Source organism: Limnohabitans sp. MORI2 (assembly GCF_027925025.1).
GTDB lineage: Bacteria > Pseudomonadota > Gammaproteobacteria > Burkholderiales > Burkholderiaceae_C > Limnohabitans.
The window spans coordinates 691,549-711,598 of record NZ_AP027058.1 but is presented as its reverse complement, the minus strand read 5'-3'; the positions used below and the strand labels follow the sequence as shown (position 1 = coordinate 711,598).

At 57.4% G+C, this 20,050-nt stretch carries 18 protein-coding genes and 1 pseudogene; 7 read left to right on the top strand and 12 right to left on the bottom strand.

Features of this window, described 5'->3' with window-relative positions; genetic code table 11:
• Window positions 1–8: 8 nt before the first annotated feature.
• The 4 genes from pcnB to QMG27_RS03580 are packed head-to-tail and all read right to left on the bottom strand — an operon-like array spanning window position 9 to window position 3,987.
• Window positions 9–1,553 carry a polynucleotide adenylyltransferase PcnB gene (gene pcnB, locus QMG27_RS03595; protein ID WP_281813305.1) on the bottom strand — a complete coding sequence of 515 codons (1,545 nt, stop codon included), beginning with the start codon at window positions 1,551–1,553 and terminating at the stop codon, window positions 9–11.
• The gene (locus QMG27_RS03590) at window positions 1,550–2,221 is read right to left on the bottom strand and encodes an HAD family hydrolase (RefSeq protein ID WP_281813302.1); all 672 of its coding nucleotides are present in this window, start codon (window positions 2,219–2,221) and stop codon (window positions 1,550–1,552) included. The genes pcnB and QMG27_RS03590 overlap by 4 nt, the downstream gene beginning before the upstream one ends.
• Complete coding sequence (gene hda, locus QMG27_RS03585; RefSeq protein ID WP_281813299.1) at window positions 2,221–2,907, bottom strand: DnaA regulatory inactivator Hda; 687 nt, start codon at window positions 2,905–2,907, stop codon at window positions 2,221–2,223. Before hda ends, QMG27_RS03590 begins: the two co-directional genes overlap by 1 nt.
• A gap of 6 nt (window positions 2,908–2,913) precedes the next feature.
• Window positions 2,914–3,987, bottom strand: coding sequence for an AI-2E family transporter (locus tag QMG27_RS03580; RefSeq protein WP_281813296.1), 1,074 nt, complete (start codon window positions 3,985–3,987; stop codon window positions 2,914–2,916).
• A gap of 84 nt (window positions 3,988–4,071) precedes the next feature.
• Between QMG27_RS03580 and purM the strand changes: the two genes are divergently transcribed.
• Complete coding sequence (purM, locus tag QMG27_RS03575; RefSeq protein WP_281813294.1) at window positions 4,072–5,100, top strand: phosphoribosylformylglycinamidine cyclo-ligase; 1,029 nt, start codon at window positions 4,072–4,074, stop codon at window positions 5,098–5,100.
• Window positions 5,101–5,159: 59 nt separating this feature from the next.
• Here purM and QMG27_RS03570 read toward each other — a convergent pair.
• Together QMG27_RS03570 and murJ are read right to left on the bottom strand one after the other, a co-directional pair.
• A pseudogene (locus tag QMG27_RS03570) lies at window positions 5,160–5,867 on the bottom strand (transglutaminase-like domain-containing protein); the annotation flags it as partial.
• 34 nt (window positions 5,868–5,901) lie between these two features.
• The gene (murJ, locus tag QMG27_RS03565; RefSeq protein WP_281813292.1) at window positions 5,902–7,467 is read right to left on the bottom strand and encodes a murein biosynthesis integral membrane protein MurJ; all 1,566 of its coding nucleotides are present in this window, start codon (window positions 7,465–7,467) and stop codon (window positions 5,902–5,904) included.
• 118 nt (window positions 7,468–7,585) lie between these two features.
• Here murJ and rpsT point away from each other — a divergent pair, with 118 nt between their 5' ends.
• The gene (gene rpsT / locus QMG27_RS03560; RefSeq protein WP_281813289.1) at window positions 7,586–7,885 is read left to right on the top strand and encodes a 30S ribosomal protein S20; all 300 of its coding nucleotides are present in this window, start codon (window positions 7,586–7,588) and stop codon (window positions 7,883–7,885) included.
• A 106-nt stretch (window positions 7,886–7,991) separates the two neighbouring features.
• On the opposite strand, the gene QMG27_RS03555 is transcribed toward rpsT, so the two are convergent.
• Complete coding sequence (locus QMG27_RS03555) at window positions 7,992–8,324, bottom strand: DUF3579 domain-containing protein (protein ID WP_281813287.1); 333 nt, start codon at window positions 8,322–8,324, stop codon at window positions 7,992–7,994.
• Window positions 8,325–8,522: 198 nt separating this feature from the next.
• On the opposite strand from QMG27_RS03555, the gene QMG27_RS03550 reads away from it, so the two are divergent.
• From QMG27_RS03550 to QMG27_RS03540, 3 genes are read left to right on the top strand one after another with little or no spacing between them, the layout of a single operon-like run.
• Window positions 8,523–9,731: an aspartate aminotransferase family protein gene (locus QMG27_RS03550; RefSeq protein ID WP_281813286.1), complete on the top strand. Its 1,209-nt coding sequence runs from the start codon at window positions 8,523–8,525 to the stop codon at window positions 9,729–9,731.
• On the top strand, window positions 9,728–10,663 hold the full coding sequence (argF, locus tag QMG27_RS03545; RefSeq protein ID WP_281813283.1) for an ornithine carbamoyltransferase: 936 nt from the start codon (window positions 9,728–9,730) through the stop codon (window positions 10,661–10,663). Before QMG27_RS03550 ends, argF begins: the two co-directional genes overlap by 4 nt.
• A complete protein-coding gene (locus tag QMG27_RS03540; RefSeq protein WP_281813280.1) occupies window positions 10,663–10,968 on the top strand; it encodes a YkgJ family cysteine cluster protein in 306 nt (101 codons plus the stop codon). Before argF ends, QMG27_RS03540 begins: the two co-directional genes overlap by 1 nt.
• Before the next feature lie 6 nt (window positions 10,969–10,974).
• Here the strand turns inward: QMG27_RS03540 and QMG27_RS03535 are convergent, their stop codons facing one another.
• Window positions 10,975–12,195: an FAD-dependent monooxygenase gene (locus QMG27_RS03535; RefSeq protein ID WP_281813277.1), complete on the bottom strand. Its 1,221-nt coding sequence runs from the start codon at window positions 12,193–12,195 to the stop codon at window positions 10,975–10,977.
• 86 nt (window positions 12,196–12,281) lie between these two features.
• Between QMG27_RS03535 and QMG27_RS03530 the strand changes: the two genes are divergently transcribed.
• Both QMG27_RS03530 and yegQ read left to right on the top strand, forming a co-directional pair.
• Window positions 12,282–13,259, top strand: a complete 978-nt coding sequence (locus tag QMG27_RS03530; RefSeq protein ID WP_281813275.1) for a tripartite tricarboxylate transporter substrate binding protein — start codon at window positions 12,282–12,284, stop codon at window positions 13,257–13,259.
• 32 nt (window positions 13,260–13,291) lie between these two features.
• Window positions 13,292–14,659 carry a tRNA 5-hydroxyuridine modification protein YegQ gene (yegQ, locus tag QMG27_RS03525; protein WP_281813273.1) on the top strand — a complete coding sequence of 456 codons (1,368 nt, stop codon included), beginning with the start codon at window positions 13,292–13,294 and terminating at the stop codon, window positions 14,657–14,659.
• Between the two features lie 98 nt (window positions 14,660–14,757).
• On the opposite strand, the gene acnB is transcribed toward yegQ, so the two are convergent.
• The 4 genes from acnB to QMG27_RS03505 are packed head-to-tail and all read right to left on the bottom strand — an operon-like array spanning window position 14,758 to window position 19,955.
• Window positions 14,758–17,349: a bifunctional aconitate hydratase 2/2-methylisocitrate dehydratase gene (gene acnB, locus QMG27_RS03520; RefSeq protein ID WP_281813271.1), complete on the bottom strand. Its 2,592-nt coding sequence runs from the start codon at window positions 17,347–17,349 to the stop codon at window positions 14,758–14,760.
• A gap of 37 nt (window positions 17,350–17,386) precedes the next feature.
• Window positions 17,387–17,956 (bottom strand): hypothetical protein, encoded by a 570-nt coding sequence (locus QMG27_RS03515; RefSeq protein ID WP_281813268.1) that lies wholly within the window; start codon window positions 17,954–17,956, stop codon window positions 17,387–17,389.
• Window positions 17,957–17,968: 12 nt separating this feature from the next.
• Window positions 17,969–18,949 (bottom strand): aldolase/citrate lyase family protein, encoded by a 981-nt coding sequence (locus QMG27_RS03510; RefSeq protein WP_281813266.1) that lies wholly within the window; start codon window positions 18,947–18,949, stop codon window positions 17,969–17,971.
• Window positions 18,950–18,968: 19 nt separating this feature from the next.
• Window positions 18,969–19,955, bottom strand: a complete 987-nt coding sequence (locus QMG27_RS03505; RefSeq protein WP_281813264.1) for a malate dehydrogenase — start codon at window positions 19,953–19,955, stop codon at window positions 18,969–18,971.
• Between the last annotated feature and the right edge of the window lie 95 nt (window positions 19,956–20,050).

Here is a 20,050-nt window from a genome sequence, read left to right as displayed (position 1 = left end):
GAGGTCTTTTACTCGGCGGCGGGTGCGCCGCCTGCTTCACCTGTGGGCTTACGACGGCGACGGCGGCGTTTTCTGGCAGGTGCGACTGCGCCCTCTTCACCTTCGGGTGCCAGCTCACGAAAGCGGGGATCTTCAGCTTCGGGCTTAGGGGCACGACGCACCGAATGCACGCGGGGTGCGCGTTGGGCTTTTTGTTGTTCTTGGCGCACTTGCTGCAACAGGTCTTCGCGCACGCTGTCGCTGGCTGTGCTGAACTCTTGCCACCAATCCGACAAGGATTCATCGACCTCGCCCACATCGGCACGCAGACGCATGAAGTCAAAGCCAGCACGGAAGCGCGATTGGTCCACCAAAGTCCAAGGGCCGCTGCCGGTGCGCTTTTCAAAGCGCGGCTGCATCATCCAAATTTCGCGCATATCGGCACCGAGCTTGCCGCGTCCCGACACATCACCAATGCGCGAATCAAACACTTCGTCAATCGCATCTTGCAAGGCAGGGAAAGACGGCTGCTTGGCGCGGCGTTGCGCCCACACTTCGCGCACATCCGACCACAGCACACAAGCCAGCAAGAAGCTGGGCGCCACGGGCTTGCCTTCGCTCACGCGACGGTCGGTATCGTTCAAAGCGGTTTGCACAAATTGTTCGTCTGAGCGGTCCACCACGATGTCGAGCAGCGGGTAGATGCCTTTGGCTAAACCGTGCTGCTTGAGCTGCGCAATACTGGCCAGCGCGTGCCCCGTTTGCAAGAGCTTGAGCATTTCGTCAAACAAGCGGCTCTGCGGCACATCGGCCAAGAGCTTGGCGGCTTTCTTCAACGGCGCGGCTGTTTTGGCTTCCATCTTGAAACCTAAACCCGAGAGCTTGGCCGCAAAACGCACAGCACGAATCACGCGCACGGGGTCTTCGCGGTAGCGGGCGGCGGGGTCGCCAATCATGCGGATGACTTTTTTCTTCGCGTCGGCAATGCCGCCGTGGTAGTCAATCACGTTGCCCGTTTCGGGGTCGTAATACATGGCGTTGATGGTGAAGTCGCGGCGTGCCGCGTCTTGGTCTTGCGGCCCCCACACGTTGTCACGCAGCACTCGGCCGCTGGCGTCTACCGCGTGTTGAATGCCTTCAAGTTGGCGCTTGCTGGTGCGCTCGTTGCCTTTGACTTTTTCGGCGTCTGCGTTATCGAGGTGTGCACGGAAGGTAGACACCTCAATCACTTCATGCTCACGGCCTCGGCCATACACCACATGCACGATACGGAAACGGCGGCCAATGATGAAAGCACGGCGGAATGCCGCTTTGACTTGCTCGGGCGTGGCGTTGGTGGCCACGTCAAAGTCTTTGGGCTTCAAGCCAAGCAACAAATCGCGCACGGCTCCGCCCACGATGTAGGCCTCAAAGCCTCGGTCTTGCAGGGTGCGCACCACGTTCAGGGCGCGCTCGTCGACCCAGTCGACATTGATGCCATGCACTTTGGCTGGCACCACATGGCGCTTGCCCAAGTCTGGCTTGTGGCTGCTGGACGTTTTGCCCATCAGCTTGTTGATGAAGTGTTTGATCATTGTTTGGGAAAGAGTTCCAAAATCGGCCAGCCTTTTTCGAGGGCCACGGCGCGCAGTGTGTTGTCGGGGTTGGTCGCCACGGGGTGGTTGACGCGTTCCAACAGGGGCAAATCGTTGCGGGAATCGCTGTAGAAGGTGGTCTCTACATCGGCCCAGTCCAAACCTTCGCGTGTGAGCCATTGTTGCAGACGTTGCACTTTTCCTTCGCGCAGGGTGGGCACACCGCTGATTTCGTTGGTGAACCAGCCATTCGCATCACGTACCAGCTCGACCGCAATGAGGTCGTCCACGCCAAAGGCTTTGGCAATTGGGCGGGTCACAAACTCGTTGGTAGCGGTGATGATGATGACGCGCTCGCCCGCTTCACGGTGCTTTTGCACCAAGGCCAAGGCCTCGGGACGGATGGCAGGTTCAATCACCTCACGCATGAATTGCGCATGGGCCTCGGCTGCCACCTCTGGCCCGCGCTGGCAAAACGCCTCAGAGGCAAAGCGCACGTATTCGTGAATATCCAAAGTACCGGCTTGGTAGTCGGCATAAAACTGGTCATTGCGCTTGATGAATGCATCCCGCTCATGCCAGCCCAAACGCACAGTGAACTCGCCCCACGACTGGTCAGAGTCGATCGGTAGCAAGGTGTGGTCAAGGTCGAATAAGGCGAGTTTCATCACATGGTTTCCAGCATGGCTTTGATCAACGGGATGGTGATGGCGCGTTGCGTTTGCAGAGCGTAACCATCGAGTTGATCAAGAAGTTGAATGAGGCTGCTGAGGTCACGGCTGAAGCGGTTGAGCATGAAGTCCATCACCTCGTCGCTCAAGAACACGCCTCGGTCATCGGCCTGTTGGCGCAGCACGGCACGGCGCTCGGTTTCGCTGAGCACCTGCAATTGAAAAATATGCCCCCAGCCTAGGCGCGTGCGCAAATCTTCGCGCAAGGCCAAGTCGCTGGGCGGCACATTGCCTGCAGCCAACACCCAGCGCTGCTGGCCATCGCTGGGCGTGGTGGCGTTGACAAACCAATTGAAAGCAGCATGTTGCTGCACGGCGGTGTAGAGGTGCACATCGTCCAAGATGACCACTCGCCACGACTCATCAAATGCCGTGGGCTCAGCCACCGACGCATCGAGCCAGCCCACAGGGCATCCTTGCTCGCGCAAAGCGGCTTGCACAGCACGCAGCAAATGGGTTTTTCCGCTGCCGCCCTCACCCCACACATAGGTAGGCACGGGTGAACGCTTGTCGTTGCCAGCCCAGAGCTGCAAGTGCTGCAGCGCGGCAAGGTTGGGGCCTGCAAAAAAGTTCTTGAGCGTAGGGCCTGGGGCCAAACCAATATCGAGTGCGATCTGCTTCATCTGCACTCAAACACCACGGTACAAAGCGCTGGCTTGGTACTGTGCACGCAAACGGCGAATCGCCACCAACAACACCGCACTGGCAGGCAGTGCTACCAGCACACCCACAAAACCAAACAATTGGCCAAAAGCCATCAAAGCAAAAATCACATGTAGCGGGTGCAAGCCAATGCGCTCGCCCACCAAGCGGGGCGTCAGCACAAAGCTCTCAATGAGCTGGCCCAAGCCATAGACCACCCCCACCATCAACAACGCTTCGCTGGGCGAAAACTGCAACACGCCCGCCAACACAGCCAACGCCAGCCCCAAGCCATAACCCACATAAGGCACGAACACAGCAAGACCTGTGAACACCCCAATTGGGAAAGCCAGCTCCAAACCAAAAGCCCACAAAGCCGCGCTGTAGTACACCGCCAACAAGGCCATCACTGACAGCTGACCGCGCAGGTATTGACCCAACACTTCGTCGCATTCGTTGACAAAACTGTCGTAGGTGCTGCGAGCTGGCATAGGAACCAAAGCCTCGATGTGGCGCACAAACCGATGCCAATCGACCAACAAATAAAACAGCACCACGGGAATGAGCACCAAGTTACCCACCACCGCCAAGGCCACGCTGCCGCCAATGCGCAGTGAGGTTAGGGCTTGTTTGAAACCATCGTCAAATGAGGTACTGAAGGTTTGCAGCACAAAGGCTTTGATGCTGGCACTGTCCAACATGACCGGAATGCCTTTGGCTTGCAGCCATGGCGCGATGTCGTTTTGTAAACGCTCAATCAACACCGGCACTTGGTCTCGCATGCGGGGCAGCTCGTGCGCCAAAATGGGAACGAGCAAGGTCAACAAAGCCACCAGCAGCAGCAAAAACAAAACCTCCACCAGCACCACCACCACCAAGCGAGGCACGCGACGGCCGCACAGACGTTGCAAGCCACGCACCAATGGGCTCAGCACATAAGCCAGCACAGCAGCCACCACAAACGGCATCAGCACAGGCCCCAAGAGCCACAACACAAGCGCAGACACGCCTGCAAGGCCTGTCCAAGCCAAGGCGTGTTGTTGTGCGGGGGTGAATTGCATACAGCGTGAAACGGGGGAGGCTTTAAAATTACCGCTTGATTCTATCGGCGCACACCTTCTGCTGCGCCTCAGCACCTCTTCACCATGAACAAACCCCTTTCCTACAAAGACGCTGGCGTTGACATTGACGCAGGCGATGCCTTGGTCGAACGCATCAAACCCCTAGCCAAGAAAACCATGCGCGAAGGCGTGTTGGCCGGTATCGGCGGCTTTGGCGCTTTGTTTGAAGTGCCCAAGCGCTACAAAGAACCTGTCTTGGTCAGCGGCACCGACGGCGTGGGCACCAAGCTCAAGCTGGCGTTTGAGTGGAATATGCACGACACCGTGGGCATCGACTTGGTGGCCATGAGCGTCAACGACGTGCTGGTGCAAGGCGCTGAGCCCCTGTTCTTCCTCGACTACTTTGCCTGCGGCAAGCTGCATGTGGACACCGCCGCTGCGGTGGTTGGCGGCATTGCCAAAGGCTGCGAGCTTTCAGGCTGTGCCCTGATTGGCGGCGAAACCGCCGAAATGCCCGGCATGTACCCCGATGGCGAGTACGACCTCGCGGGCTTTGCCGTGGGTGCGGTAGAAAAATCCAAAATCTTGACTGGCCAAAACGTGAAGCCCGGTGACGTGGTGCTGGGCTTGGCCTCCAACGGCGTGCACTCCAACGGCTTCTCGCTGGTGCGCAAAGTGATTGACCGCGCAGGTGCAAACGCCCCTGCCACCTTGGACGGCAAGCCGTTCAAAGAAGCCATCATGGCCCCCACCCGCTTGTATGTGAAGAGCGTGTTGACCGCTTTGGCCGAGACACCCATCAAGGCCCTCGCCCACATCACCGGCGGTGGTTTGCTAGAAAACATCCCACGCGTGTTGCCCGAAGGCACTGCCGCTCATCTGAAAAAAGGCAGTTGGCCTCAAACCGAGCTGTTTGCCTGGTTGCAGAACACAGCGGGCATTGACGACATCGAAATGAACCGCACCTTCAACAACGGCATTGGCATGGTCGTCGTCATCGACGCCGCCCATGCCGAAGCTTGCGCCGCCACGCTGCGTGCACAAGGCGAACAGGTGTACACCATCGGTGTGATTGCCGAGCGTGGTGAAGGCGCGGCGGTCGTGGTGGCTTAACTCTGACCCTCAATCAAAAAAAGCACCTTCAGGTGCTTTTTTTATGCATCTGCTTGCACTTGCGGCAGCAACACCGCCAAGCGTTGCCGCACCATCGCCAAGCGCTCTGCGTCTTGGTGTGAGGTGTACACCTCTTCCAAGTTGCGCAACATGCGCGCCACAATTTCACGAGGCGTGGCGGCACGCAAATAGTGTTTGAGCAACTCGTCTGACACTTGCCCGCTGCTGAGCAAACCAGACTCGGCATGCAGTGGGACCAAACGCTCCGACAAGTCTTCTTTGCCGAGCGATTCGCCCGTGAACGGATCAATCACCACCTGCCCTTCGTGCGGATAAGGCAAACGCACCTTCACCAAGAAGTGCCCCGGAAAACCCACGCCTTGGGCACGCAGCCCAATGTTTTGGGCAATTTCTAGCCACAAGACTGCCAGGCTGATGGGGATGCCACGGCGCGTGCGCAACACCACTGACAAATAACTGTTGTCGGGGTCGTAATAGTTGTTGAGGTTGCCACTGAAGCCTTGCTCATCAAAGAAAAACTTATTGAGCATGCGCAGTTTTTGCAAAGCGCCTGCATCGGCAGGCAAGCGGCGCTTGAGACGGCTGCTGAGTTGGTCAACCAAGTCCAACACCTCTTGAATATCGAGGTCTGGGTATTCGTCTTGACCTAAGCTGGCTGCTGCTTCCAACAAAGGAAAGTGTTCGTCACTTTGCACCAGCGACGCAAAGTATTCCAAGGCCGTGGGTACTTCGAGTTTGAAATCCATAGCAGCCTTTCTTTATTGAAGTGAACCACACCAGTTATCGGCGCAACAGCGCACGCAACTTCAAACCAACCGCGGCGAGTGTCGCAAAGTACAGCACGGCACTCACGGCCAACACGCTTGTCATCAAGCCTACACGCAACAGCGGTGTCGCGTGCAAGGCGGTCCAATCCCAGTATTGCGCAGCCCACCACAGCCAAGTGCCAAGCACCGCACACGCCAGCAAGACTTGCAGCACAAACCGCAGCCAACCACCGTTCATCACATAGGTGCCGTTGTGACGTAGGCCCCACAGCAACCAAGCGGCGTTGACCAAGGCCCCCAAGCCAATCGACAAAGCCAAACCCACGTGGGCCAAATAAGGCACCAAGACCACGTTAAACACCTGCGTGATGATGAGGACCACCACGGCAATGCGCACCGGCGTGCGAATGTCTTGGCTGGCGTAATAACCAGGCGCCAGCACCTTGATGGCGACCAGGCCAAGCAAGCCCACGCCATACCCCATCAGCGCCAGTGTGGTTTGTTGCACATCGTGGGCGCTGAATGCGCCGTAGTTGTAAAGCACGGCCACCAAGGCTTTGGAGAACACCAATAACGCCAATGCACAGGGCAGCGCGAGCAACAACACCAAGCGTAGCCCCCAGTCGAGCATTTCTGAATATTTGGCAGTGTCGTTGGCCGCTTTGGCAGCCGAGAGCTGCGGCATCAGCACCACGCCCAAAGCCACGCCCAACAAGGCCGTGGGGAACTCCATCAAGCGGTCGGCATAGCTCAGCCAACTCACGCTGCCCGGTGTGAGCTGCGAAGCAATTTGGGTGTTGATGAGCAAAGAAATCTGCGCCACGCTCACCCCCAACAAGGCAGGCGCCATGAGCTGCAAGATGCGCTTAGGGCCTTCGCCACCCCACGCCTCGCGCACTGCACGCCAGCTCAGGCCCACGTGGGGCAGTAGCCCCAAACGTCGCAAGGCCAACAGCTGCACACTGAGTTGGGCCACACCACCCAGCATCACACCCACAGCCAAGGCATAAATGGGTGGCACGCCCAAGCTGCCAAACCAAGGCCCGCCCCACCAAGCAGCGGCAATCATCGACACATTCAACAACACGGGCGTGGCCGCGGGCACGGCAAAGCGCTTCCAAGTGTTGAGCACGCCAGCCGCCAAAGCCACCAGCGACATGAAGGCAATGTACGGAAACATGAAGCGCGTCATCACCACCGCCACATCAAAACCTTCGGGCGACTGCTGCAAACCACTCGCCATGACCCACACCAGCCAAGGCGCAGCCAAAACCCCGAGCACTGAAGTGATGAACAAGGCCCAAATCAGCAAGGTGGCCACTTGGTTGATCAGCACATGGGTGGCTTCATCGCCGTGCTGTTGGCGGCTGGCGGCCAGTACCGGAACAAAGGCTTGGCTGAACGCGCCTTCGGCAAACAGGCGGCGGAACAAATTGGGGATACGAAACGCCACATTGAAGGCGTCGGTCAGGGCACTGGCCCCGAACGTCGAGGCAATCAGCAGTTCGCGCATCAGGCCAGTGATGCGCGAAACCAGGGTCAAGCCCGAAACAATGGAAGCAGATTTGAACAATGACACGTTTGGAGTGTAGCGAGGCCTTGACAGACCTTCTGGCTGGGCTTTGGCCCTGGTTTTGGGATTTGCTACAATCGTCGGCTTTGCTGACATCATCCTCAGACACTTAAGGAATTTAATCATGGCTTCAGCCAAACCCAAGAAAAAGAACCCACGCCTGGCATCAGGCCGTAAACGCGTCCGTCAGGACATCAAAATCAACGCTGCCAACACCTCGTTGCGCTCGAAGTACCGCACTGTGGTGAAGAACGTCGAGAAAGCTGTTTTGGCTGGCGACAAGACCAAAGCTACCGAACTGTTTGCCAAGATGCAAGCTGTGGTGGACTCGATTGCTGACAAAGGCATCTTCCACAAAAACAAAGCTGCTCGCGACAAGAGCCGCTTGTCTGCTAAGGTGAAAGCCTTGGCCCTCGCCGCTTAATAAATTAAGCAACCAGCCCGGGCTGAATGTTCAGCCCGCCGTTTGTAACGGGTGCGCTGTCAAGCAAAGAAAAAGCAAAAACCCGCCTCGGCGGGTTTTTTGTTGTCTATTCGTTTTTGAAGGCCGCAGGTGGGTGCTCAGGCAACAAGCAAGCTTCCACGACTTGCAAGTTGTTGTCTTTGGCGAAGTTCATCACGAAGTTCCAGGCCATGGGTTCTTCGTCGCGCAGGTCGGTGTGAACGATCACGCATTTTTTGCCATCCAACACATTGGGCACACACCAAGGCGAATAGCTCAAATGGCTGCCAGGGGTGGCGCCGCCGGGGCGGAACTGGCTCATCACGCCCGCCAAACGCTCTGCCCAATCGCTGGGGCGAAACGTGCGTCCATCTTGGGTGACGCCCATGATGAAAACTTCTTTGGCGGAGTGAGAGACCATCGGGTAGAGGCGGAAATCGGGAAGAAACGACTAAGGGATCACCCTAGCTCGCTGTGAAGCTTGTATTCTATCTTATATAAGACTTGTGGCATTTTCATGAACATGAATTCGCCATCGTTTTGTCACACCATAGCCTCTAAAATCACGCTTCAACGGCTCAACCTTCGTTGGGTCGTTTTCTTTTGGAGAACCTCAGAAATGTCAGCTGCTACACGCACCGTACCAACCGAACCTCATGTCATGCCGACTTTTGGGCGCTTGCCCATCGCCATCGCACGCGGTCAGGGTTGCCGCGTGTGGGACACCGAGGGTCGCCAATACTTAGATGCGTTGGCAGGCATTGCAGTCAACACCTTGGGCCACAACCACGCTGAGTTTGTGGCCGCACTGCAGCAGCAAATGACTGAAGTGATTCACTGTTGCAACTACTACTACACACCCAATGCCGAAAAGCTGGCCGCCAAACTGGTCGAGTTCTCAGGCATGACCAATGTGTTTTATTGCAACAGCGGCTTAGAGGCCAACGAAGCAGCCATCAAACTCGCCCGCAAATACGGCCACGACAAAGGCATCAGCAACCCACAAATCGTGGTGTACGAAAAGGCCTTCCATGGCCGCAGCATTGCCACGCTCAGCGCCACGGGCAACCCCAAAATTCAAAAAGGCTTTGAGCCTTTGGTCGAAGGCTTCATCCGCGTGCCCCTGAACGACATCGACGCATTGAAACAAGCCACCGAAGGCAACCCCAATGTGGTGGCCGTGTTCTTCGAAACCATCCAAGGCGAAGGCGGCATCAACGCCATGCACATGGACTACCTGCGCCAAGTGCGCGAGCTGTGCAACCAACGCGATTGGTTGATGATGGTCGATGAAGTGCAAAGCGGCATGGGCCGTACCGGCAAATGGTTTGCCCACCAATGGGCTGGCGTGGTGCCTGATGTGATGCCCTTGGCCAAAGGCTTGGCCTCTGGTGTGCCGATTGGCGCGGTGGTGGCAGGCCCCAAAGCCGCAGGCGTGTTGACCGCTGGCACCCATGGCTCCACGTTTGGTGGCAACCCACTGGCCGTGCGTGCAGGTTTAGAAACCATCCGCATCATGGAACAAGACGACCTCATGGGCAACGCCGCACGCATGGGGCAGTACCTCACCGATGCGTTCAAGCGCGAATTCGCGAATGAGCCAGGTGTCAAAGACATTCGCGGCCAAGGCTTGATGATTGGCATTGAGCTCGACCGCGCTTGCGGCGCCATCATGAACCGCGCGTTGGATGCGGGCTTGTTGCTCAGCGTCACCGCCGACACCGTGGTGCGCTTGCTGCCGCCGCTCATCATCACCCAAGCTGAGTGCGATGAGCTGATTGGCATCTTGGTGCCCCTGATCAAAACCTTCTTGGCTGAAAAAGCATGACGATCAAACATTACCTGCAGTTCACCGACTTGTCGGTGGATGAGTACGCCTATGTGTTTCAGCGTGCGGCGCTGATCAAAAAGAAATTCAAAGCCTACGAAAAGCACCACACCTTGGCTGACCGCACGTTGGCCATGATTTTCGAAAAAGCCTCCACCCGCACCCGCGTGAGCTTTGAAGCCGGTATGTATCAGTTGGGCGGCTCGGTGGTCCACTTGACCACGGGCGACAGCCAACTGGGTCGCTCTGAGCCGATTGAAGACAGCGCCAAGGTCATCAGCCGCATGACCGACTTGGTGATGATTCGCACCTACGGCCAAGACAAGATCGAGCGCTTCGCTGCCAACTCGCGCGTGCCCGTGATCAACGGCCTGACCAACGAATTCCACCCCTGCCAAATCATGGCGGACTTGTTCACCCTCATCGAGCACCGTGGTTTGACCGTGCATCCGCTCGAATGCCTCAAAGGCAAAGTGGTGGCCTGGGTGGGCGACGGCAACAACATGGCCAACACTTGGCTTCAAGCCGCTGACATGCTGGGCTTTACAGTGCACGTGAGCACACCCAGCGGCTACGAAGTCAACCCCGAAGTGGCGGGCCTCAAAAACACGGCTTGCTACAAAGTGTTTGCCGATCCGCTCGAAGCCTGCAAAGGTGCCGACTTGGTGACCACCGACGTCTGGACCAGCATGGGCTTTGAAGCCGAAAACGAAGCCCGCAAAGCGGCGTTTGCCAAGTGGTGCGTCAACACCGAGATGATGGCTGCTGCCAAGCCCGACGCCTTGTTCATGCACTGCTTGCCTGCGCACCGTGGCGAAGAAGTCACCGCCGAGGTGATTGACGGGCCGCAAAGCGTGGTGTGGGATGAAGCCGAAAACCGCATGCACGTGCAAAAAGCGCTCATGGAGTACCTGCTGCTCGGACGCCAGTGATGTCGGCTTGCACCAGCTGCGGCGCATGCTGCGCCAGTTTTCGGGTGGACTTCAGCGTGGAAGAAATGGACACGCATGGTGGCTCTGTGCCCACAGGCTTGGGCCAAGAACTCACGGCCACGATGTGCCGCATGCGCGGCACCGACTACTCGCCCCCCCGCTGCGCAGCGCTGAGTGGCAAAGTGGGCGAGAAAGCCACATGCGGCATTTACGAATGGCGCCCCTCCCCTTGCCGCGAGTTTGAAGAAGGCAGCGATGCGTGCCAACGTGCGCGCATGCGCCACGGCTTGCCTGCGCTCGACTAACCTACCTCAGCTACGTTGATAGCCGTACAGCCACGGCACATCCATCAGCTTTGACCCCATCAGGCGCAAGCCCATGTCCCGGCCCACACGCATCGGCCCTGTGGCATGAAAAATTTGGCCATTGCGCACCGCCCTCGCCTGCACACGCGCATTGCGTTGCCAGCGGGCTTGCGCAAACTGTTGCAAGCGCTGCGGCACATCAGCGGCAGTGGCTTGGTTCAACTGCAGCGCCAACTCAGCGGCATCTTCTATCGCCATGCCTGCACCTTGCGCCAAGTACGGCAGCATGGGGTGTGCAGCATCACCCACCAACGCGATACGCCCTTGCACATGTTGGTGTGCCCCTTGCATCGCGGGCCTGCCGCACAAAGGCCACAAGCGCCAATCGCTGCAAGCTGACATCAAGTCGGTCAACGACGCGCAGGCACCACGCAAAGCATGGTGCAGCTCGGCCAACGTTTGTGCCTCTGACTTATGTGCATTCCATGTTTGCAATGCCTGCAAGTTGTGCGCTTCGTCGTCCAACAAACGACCTTCAGCCAAACACACCACATTGAGGTACTCGCCGCCACGCACAGGGTAGCTAACCACATGGGCTTGTTCGCCCATCCAGACCGACACATCTTGGCTACGCAAATGCGCTGGCAAATCAGCTTGCGCCACCAGTGCACGATAAGCGATATGCCCTGTGAACTTGGGTAACCCATCACCTAGCAATTGCTGACGCAAAGGGCTCCACACGCCATCGGCGGCAACCGTCATGGCCGCACGGTGTTGTTGAGTCGATCCATGTTGCATGACTTCAAGCGTCACAGCATCGGGCGTTTGACTGGTGCGTTGCACCACCGCATCGCTCTGCACTTGCACACCTTCACGCACCGCGGCTTGCAACAACAAGCCATGCAAATCTGCACGATGAATCGTCACATACGGTGCGCCATAGACCGAGCTCGCAGCATTCAAAGGCAAGGTTGCTAAAACCTCACCCGTGTTCATGCTGCGCGCATGCAAGCCTGAAGGGAATGCGGCCACTTGCGCCAGCGCATCGTGTAGACCCCACGCTTGCAAAATGCGCATCACATTGGGGCCGAGCTGCACACCTGCACCTACTTCAGAGAACTCGGCCGCCCGTTCAAACACCGTGGCTTGCCAGCCTGCACGCGCCAGCGCAAAGCCTGCTGCCATGCCTGCAATGCCACCACCCGCAATCAACACATTTCGATTCATATACGTGATTGTGCTATGTCTGCCTCACTGAAAAAACACAACAGCACGCCTATGATTTGCCTGATACAAAAACGGAGACGCCCACCATGAAACGACGCGCCCTGATTCAAGCCGCTGCCAGCACCAGCTTGCTGCCATTGTTTGCACAAGCCCAAGACAAATACCCCAACCCTGCAAAAACCATCATGTGGATTTGCCCCTACGCTGCAGGTGGCAATGCTGACAGCCGCTCACGCCAAGTGGCCAAAGCCATGGGTACCCTCCTGGGCCAGCCCATCATCATTGACAACAAAGCGGGCGCTGGCGGCAACATCGGCACTGAAGCCATCGCGCGCGGCAAACCCGACGGCTACACCTTGGGTATGGGCAACTTTGCCCCCTTGGCCGTCAACCAAGCTCTCTTCAAGAAGCTCAATTTCGATCCGCTCAACGACCTCGTTCCCATTTGCTTGATTGAGCGTGGCCCACTCATCTTGATGGTGCGCAACGACTCGCCTTACAAAACAGTCAAAGACCTCGTGGCCGCTGCCAAAGCTTCCCCCGGCAAACTCAGCTATGGCTCGGGCGGCATTGGTGGCTCACACCATTTGAGCGGTGCCTTGTTTGAGCACTCAGCTGGCATTGACATGATTCATGCCCCTTACAAAAGCGGCTCAGCAGCAGCCACCGACTTGATGGGGGGGCAAGTGCACATGATGTTTGAACAGATGTACGCCGCCATGCCTGCCATCCAAGGCGGCCGCATGCGCGCGCTGGCCATCACCACAAAAAAGCGCTCGCCCTTGTTGCCCAACATCCCAACAATGGCAGAACAGGGCTTTCCTGAGGTCGAAGTCCTCAACTGGCAAGGCTTGATTGGCCCCAAAGGCATGGCAACAGAATTGGTCAAGCAGCTCAATGCGGTGTGCAACCAAGCCCTGCAAACCGCCGAGGTGAAAGAAAAAATCTTGAGCCAAGGCAATGAAGTGGGTGGCGGCACGCCTGAGCAATTTGCAGCCCTCATCAAGGCAGAAGCCCCACGTTGGGCAAAAGTTGTGCGAGATGCGAAAATCGACCCTGAATGATTTTCTAGCTGCCCTGTAAGCAGCACACTCTTATGACCACACTCAAAGCTCCCGAGCTCCTGCTACCCGCAGGTTCGCTCGACAAAATGCGCGCCGCTTATGACTTCGGCGCGGACGCCATCTACGCAGGCCAACCCCGCTACAGCCTGCGTGCGCGCAACAACGAATTCCGCCTTGAACAAATTGGCATCGGCATTGCCGAAGCCCATGCGCGTGGCAAAAAGTTCTTTGTCACCAGCAACCTGATTCCGCACAACGACAAAGTGCGCACCTACCTGCGCGACATCGAACCCATCATCGCCATGAAGCCCGATGCGCTCATCATGGCAGACCCTGGGCTCATCACCATGGTTCGCGAGAAGTGGCCTGAAGTTGACATTCACCTCTCCGTTCAGGCGAACACGACCAACTGGGCGACGGTGAAGTTCTGGCAAAAGGTGGGCGTGCGCCGCATCATCTTGAGTCGCGAACTCAGCTTTGACGAGATTGAAAAAATTCGCCAAGAGTGCCCCGATATGGAGCTCGAAGTGTTTGTGCACGGCGCGCTGTGCATTGCCTACTCAGGCCGTTGTTTGCTGTCGGGCTACTTCAACCGCCGCGACCCCAACCAAGGCACCTGCACCAACGCTTGCCGCTGGAGCTACGGCACCCAACCCAGCGCTACTGACCCCAACACGGGCGAAGCCATGGCCATCCCCATGGACGGCGATTTTGACTTTGCCAAGTCGCAACAGGAAGCCGAGGCCAGCTTCTCGTCCTGCGGCAACGGCGAGCGTCACCCCGCTGCCGACAACATTTACTTGCTCGAAGAAAAAGGCCGCCCCGGCCAGCTCATGCCTATCATGGAAGACGAGCACGGCACCTACATCATGAACAGCAAGGACTTGCGCGCGGTGGAGTATGTAGAGCGCCTCACGCAAATTGGCGTGGACTCACTCAAGATCGAAGGCCGCACCAAGAGCTTGTACTACGTGGCACGTACCGCACAGGTCTACCGCCGCGCGATTGACGATGCCGTGGCAGGCCGCCCGTTCAACCCCGAGCTCATCACCGAACTCGAAGGCTTGGCCAACCGTGGCTACACCGCTGGCCTGATGGATCGCCGTCCCGCCAACGACTACCAAAACTATGAAACCGGCCACTCCATCGCGCACCGCAGCCAGTTTGTGGGCGAAGTGCGTGGCGTGAACGATGGCTGGGCTGAGATTGAAACGAAAAACAAATTCTCAGTTGGCGACCGCATTGAAATCATTCACCCCAGCGGCAACCGCATCGTCAAGCTGGAGCAAATGAAAGACAAAGATGGCAAAGCCATTGATGTGGCCGCAGGCAGCCCCACGCATGTGTGGATTCCTGTGGACGGCCCCGCCGAGGGCGGTTTGTTGGCTCGGATGTTCTAAGCGACATCAGCACACAAAATAAAAAACCCGCAAGGCTCACGCTTTGCGGGTTTTTTATCGCCTCAGCACCGAGGTGCTGAGGGATTGGCTGAGAAGGTTTAGGCCTTCACAGTTTTCGCAGTCTCTGCGTACTCTTCGATTTGGTCGAAGTTCATGTACTTGTAGATCTTGTCAGCGTCTTTGGTGACCACGCCGATTTCGCCCATGTACTCTTCCACGGTGGGGATGCGGCCCAACTTGGAGCATACAGCCACGAGTTCGGCAGAGCCCAAGAACACGTTGGTGTTCTTGCCCAAGCGGTTGGGGAAGTTACGTGTGGAAGTCGAGATGGCAGTAGCGCCTTCTTTGATCTGCGCTTGGTTACCCATGCACAACGAGCAGCCAGGCATTTCCATGCGGGCGCCAGCGCCGCCCAAAGTGGCGTAGTAGCCTTCTTTGGTCAACTCGGCAGCATCCATCTTGGTAGGAGGTGCGATCCACATGCGAACAGGGATGTCCTTCTTGCCTTCGAGCAACTTGCCTGCAGCACGGAAGTGGCCGATGTTGGTCATGCAAGAACCGATGAAAGTTTCATCGATCTTGGTGCCAGACACTTCAGACATGAACTTGGCGTCATCGGGGTCGTTGGGGCAGCACACGATCGGCTCTTTGATGTCGGCCAAATCGATTTCGATGACGGCAGCGTACTCGGCGTCTTTGTCGGCCTTGAGCAATTGGGGGTTAGCCAACCAAGCTTCGACAGACTTGATGCGGCGCTCCAAAGTGCGTGCATCTTGGTAGCCGTTGGCAATCATGTTTTTCATCAACACGATGTTCGAACGCAGGTACTCGGCGATAGGTTCAGGGTTCAACTGAATCGCGCAAGCTGCAGCAGAACGTTCGGCAGCGGCGTCAGACAATTCAAACGCTTGTTCCACTTTGAGATCTGGCAAGCCTTCGATCTCGAGCACGCGGCCAGAGAACACGTTTTTCTTGCCCTTTTTCTCAACGGTCAACAAACCGGCTTTGATGGCGTACAAAGGAATCGCGTGCACCAAGTCGCGCAAGGTGATGCCCGCTTGCATCTTGCCTTTGAAACGCACCAACACAGACTCAGGCATGTCCAAAGGCATCACGCCAGTAGCTGCACCGAAGGCCACCAAACCAGAACCCGCGGGGAAGCTGATACCGATGGGGAACCGTGTGTGGCTGTCGCCGCCTGTACCGACGGTGTCAGGCAACAGCAAACGGTTCAACCAAGAGTGAATCACGCCGTCACCAGGACGCAGGGCCACGCCGCCACGGTTGCTGATGAAGCTAGGCAGTTCGCGGTGCATCTTCACGTCCACGGGCTTGGGATAAGCCGCGGTGTGGCAGAACGATTGCATCACCAAGTCAGCGCTGAAGCCCAAGCAAGCCAAGTCTTTCAACTCGTCGCGGGTCATGGGGCCAGTGGTGTCTTGTGAACCCACGGTGGTCATCTTGGGTTCGCAGTAAGTGCCGGGGCGAACGCCCTTGCCTTCTGGCAAACCGCATGCGCGACCGACCATTTTTTGAGCCAAGGTGAAACCTTTGCCGCTGTCCACAGGCGCTTGGGGCAAGCGGAACAAGGTGGAAGCAGGCAAGCCCAAGAATTCACGGGCCTTACCAGTCAATGAACGACCGATGATGAGGTTGATACGGCCGCCAGCGCGGACTTCGTCCAACAACACATCACTCTTGAGCGAGAACTCGGCCACAGTGGCGCCACCTTTGGTGACTTTGCCGTCGTAGGGCAAAACTTCGATCACGTCACCCATTTCGAGTTTGGACACGTCCACTTCGATGGGCAAAGAGCCAGAGTCCTCTTGGGTGTTGAAGAAGATGGGGGCAATCTTGCCGCCCAAAGTCACGCCACCAAAACGCTTGTTGGGCACGAAGGGGATGTCTTGGCCAGTAGCCCAGATCACGCTGTTGGTGGCCGATTTACGGCTGGAACCTGTACCCACCACGTCGCCGACGTAGGCCACCAAATGGCCTTTTTTCTTCAGGTCGTCGATGAACTGCATGGGGCCGCGCACGCCGTCTTTTTCGGGCTTGAACGCTGCGTCTGGGCGGGTGTTTTTCAACATCGCCAAGTAGTGCATGGGGATGTCAGGACGTGTGGTCGCGTCGGGTGCTGGCGACAAGTCGTCGGTGTTGGTTTCGCCTGGCACTTTGAACACGGTCACGGTGATGCTCTTGGGCACTTCGGGACGGCTGGTGAACCACTCGGCGTCGGCCCAGCTTTGAATCACTTCTTTGGCTTTGGCGTTGCCCGCTTTGGCTTTGTCGGTCACGTCATGGAAGGCGTCGAACATCAACAAAGTTTTCTTCAGACCTTCGGCGGCCACAGCAGCCACTTCGGCGTCGTCGAGCAAGTCGATCAAAGGCTTGACGTTGTAGCCACCGACCATGGTGCCCAACAACTCAGTCGCTTTGGCTTTGGAGATCAAGGCCACTTTGACATCGCCGTGAGCCACAGCGGCCAAGAAAGAGGCTTTGACTTTGGCCGCATCGTCCACGCCGGGTGGCACGCGGTGGGTCAACAAGTCCATCAAGAACTCTTCTTCCCCTTTGGGTGGGTTCTTGATCAACTCGATCAAGTCAGCCACTTGCTTGGCATCCAAGGCCAGTGGGGGGATGCCCAGCGCTGCGCGCTCGGCTACGTGTTCACGGTAGGCTTTCAACATGGTTTTCTCCTGTCTATCAAATCAAAAAATCGCGGGTTTATTTCTTAGCCAACGCAGGTGCGTCGAGCAAGCTCGGCGGTGGATCTAGTTTCATGCGGTGAGCGACAGCCGTTTGGTGTTCGCTTTGGCATTCATCGGCCATGCGCTGACCGAGTTTGCTGTTCATCAGCATGGATTTGTGCGGCAGCTGCAGCCACATCGCGCCGGCTTGGGCATCCTCTAAACGCACAGCGCCCGTGGTGGTTGCCACAGGGCTCATGCGGTATGTGTTCTTTTTCATCTGCACGATGAAAGTTTGAGCTTGCTGCGGATCTGGCGTGACAGTGACTGAGTTGCCTAGCTCGCACACAATGCGTCCGGTATGCACCTCGCCCACCGCTGGCTCCGCAGTCTGCACTGGGTTTGCCGCGTTGACCACTGCCGCTGCGGCAACAGGCGCAGCCACCATGGGTGTGGCTCTGACGTAATAGTATTTGGGAGCCGCAGGCTTGTGCTTGGCGACAGCTGGCTTGGCAGCCACAGGCTTGCCCGATTGAGCTTTGACAGGCTCAGCGGCCCAAGCTGCAGTCGACAAGGTCAACATCCACATCACTATCATTTTGCGCATGCTCATCTCCGGTCAATCCTTGAAGAATAACTGGACTTCCGCTGGCAAGCTACAGCCCGTGCTGTGCGCACGTTCCAACACTTGCCAAAAGAAGCGGTAGCTGGCTCGGTCATGCAACTGACCTTTGTGACTGATGGGCGCCCACTGGGCGGCACGCGCCGCCAGCACAATCTCGCTGGCTACTTCAATGGCCGCCGCATCAGGAGCCATCGCCTCGAGGATGGGGCGAATTTGCGCAGGGTGGATGCTCCACATGCGTGTGTAGCCAAACTCGTGGGCGGCACGCTGGGCTGCGGCACGCATGGCCACGGTGTCATTGAACTCGGTCACCACGCAATGCGACGGTACTTTGCCATGGGCATGGCAGGCGCTCGCAATGTCAAGCTTGGCACGCACCACCAAGGGATGGGTGAACTGACCTTGACCACTCATGCCGTGCGCAGGAATTGCACCGCCATGGGCTGACACAAAGTCCATCAAACCAAAACTGAGCGACTGCACGCGAGGGTGAGCCGCAATGTCAAACGCGCGGTGCACTGCAGCGGGCGACTCAATCAATACGTGCAATGCCAAATCTTTGGCACCGGCTTGAATCAAGGCTTGCTCGGCCAGTTGCACATCGGCCACTGACTCGACCTTGGGCACCATGATGTGCGTCAAGCGGTTCGCAGCTTGGCCCGCAATGGTGGCCATGTCTGCTTGAAAACTGGGGTGATCCACGGGGTGCACACGCACAGCCACGCGGGCTTCGGGTGCGGCACTCAATGCCAACTCGGTGACCAGCGCGGCATGTTCTGCCTCGCCGCCCACGGGGGCACCGTCTTCACAATCAAGGGTCACATCAAAGACGCAGGTACCAAACTCTTGCGTCATCTCTGCTTGCAGCTGCAAGCTTTTGCGCATCCGCGCTTCGACACCGCTGTAGTGGTCACAGACGGGGATGGATACCCCCGAAGCCTGTGCCCCCAGCAGAACGTCGCGCGGATGGCTCACTCTAGTTCTCTGTTGAGAATTAGATCAAGTGGGCAACGCCAGCTTGCTCGTCGGTCAACTCTTTCAGAGTCTTGTCGATGCAGCCTTGGCTGAATGCGTCGATTTCCAAACCTTCGACCACTTTGTATTGGCCGTTTTCGCAGGTCACGGGGAAACCGAACATGACGTCTTTAGGAATGCCGTACCAGCCTTGTGATGGGATACCCATGGTCACCCACTTGCCGTTGGTGCCCAAAGCCCAATCGCGCATGTGGTCGATGGCAGCGTTGGCAGCAGAAGCGGCAGAAGACAAACCACGTGCGTCAATGATGGCAGCGCCGCGCTTGCCCACGGTTGGCAAGAACACGTTGGCGTTCCACTCTTGGTCGTTGATCATGGCCTTGACAGACTCGCCCTTGATGGTGGCGAAGCGGTAGTCAGCGTACATGGTGGGCGAGTGGTTGCCCCACACGCACAATTTCTCGATGTCGGCCACGGCTTTGCCAGTCTTGGCAGCGATTTGCGACAAAGCGCGGTTGTGGTCCAAACGCAGCATGGCGGTGAAGTTGCCTGGCTTGAGGTCAGGTGCAGCTTTCATGGCGATGTAGGCGTTGGTGTTGGCTGGGTTGCCGACCACCAAAACTTTCACGTCGCGTGAAGCCACAGCGTTCAAAGCCTTGCCTTGAGCCGTGAAGATGGCGCCGTTGATGGCGAGCAATTCAGCGCGCTCCATGCCAGGGCCGCGTGGACGTGAACCGACCAACAAAGCGTAGTCAGTATCTTTGAATGCAGTCATGGGGTCAGCGTGAGCTTCCATACCCACCAACAATGGGAACGCGCAGTCTTCGAGTTCCATCATCACGCCCTTGAGCGCTTTTTGTGCTTTCTCGTCAGGGATTTCCAACAATTGCAAGATCACAGGTTGATCTTTGCCCAACATTTCGCCAGAGGCGATACGGAACAACAGGGCGTAACCAATTTGACCAGCGGCACCAGTGACGGCCACGCGAACAGGCTTCTTGCTCATGGGAGAACTCCAAATAAGTGATGAAAAAAAGAGAATCGACAGAGTTTACCCGCGAATTCGAGCAAATGAGCTGTCTTATGTCTTATAGAAGATAT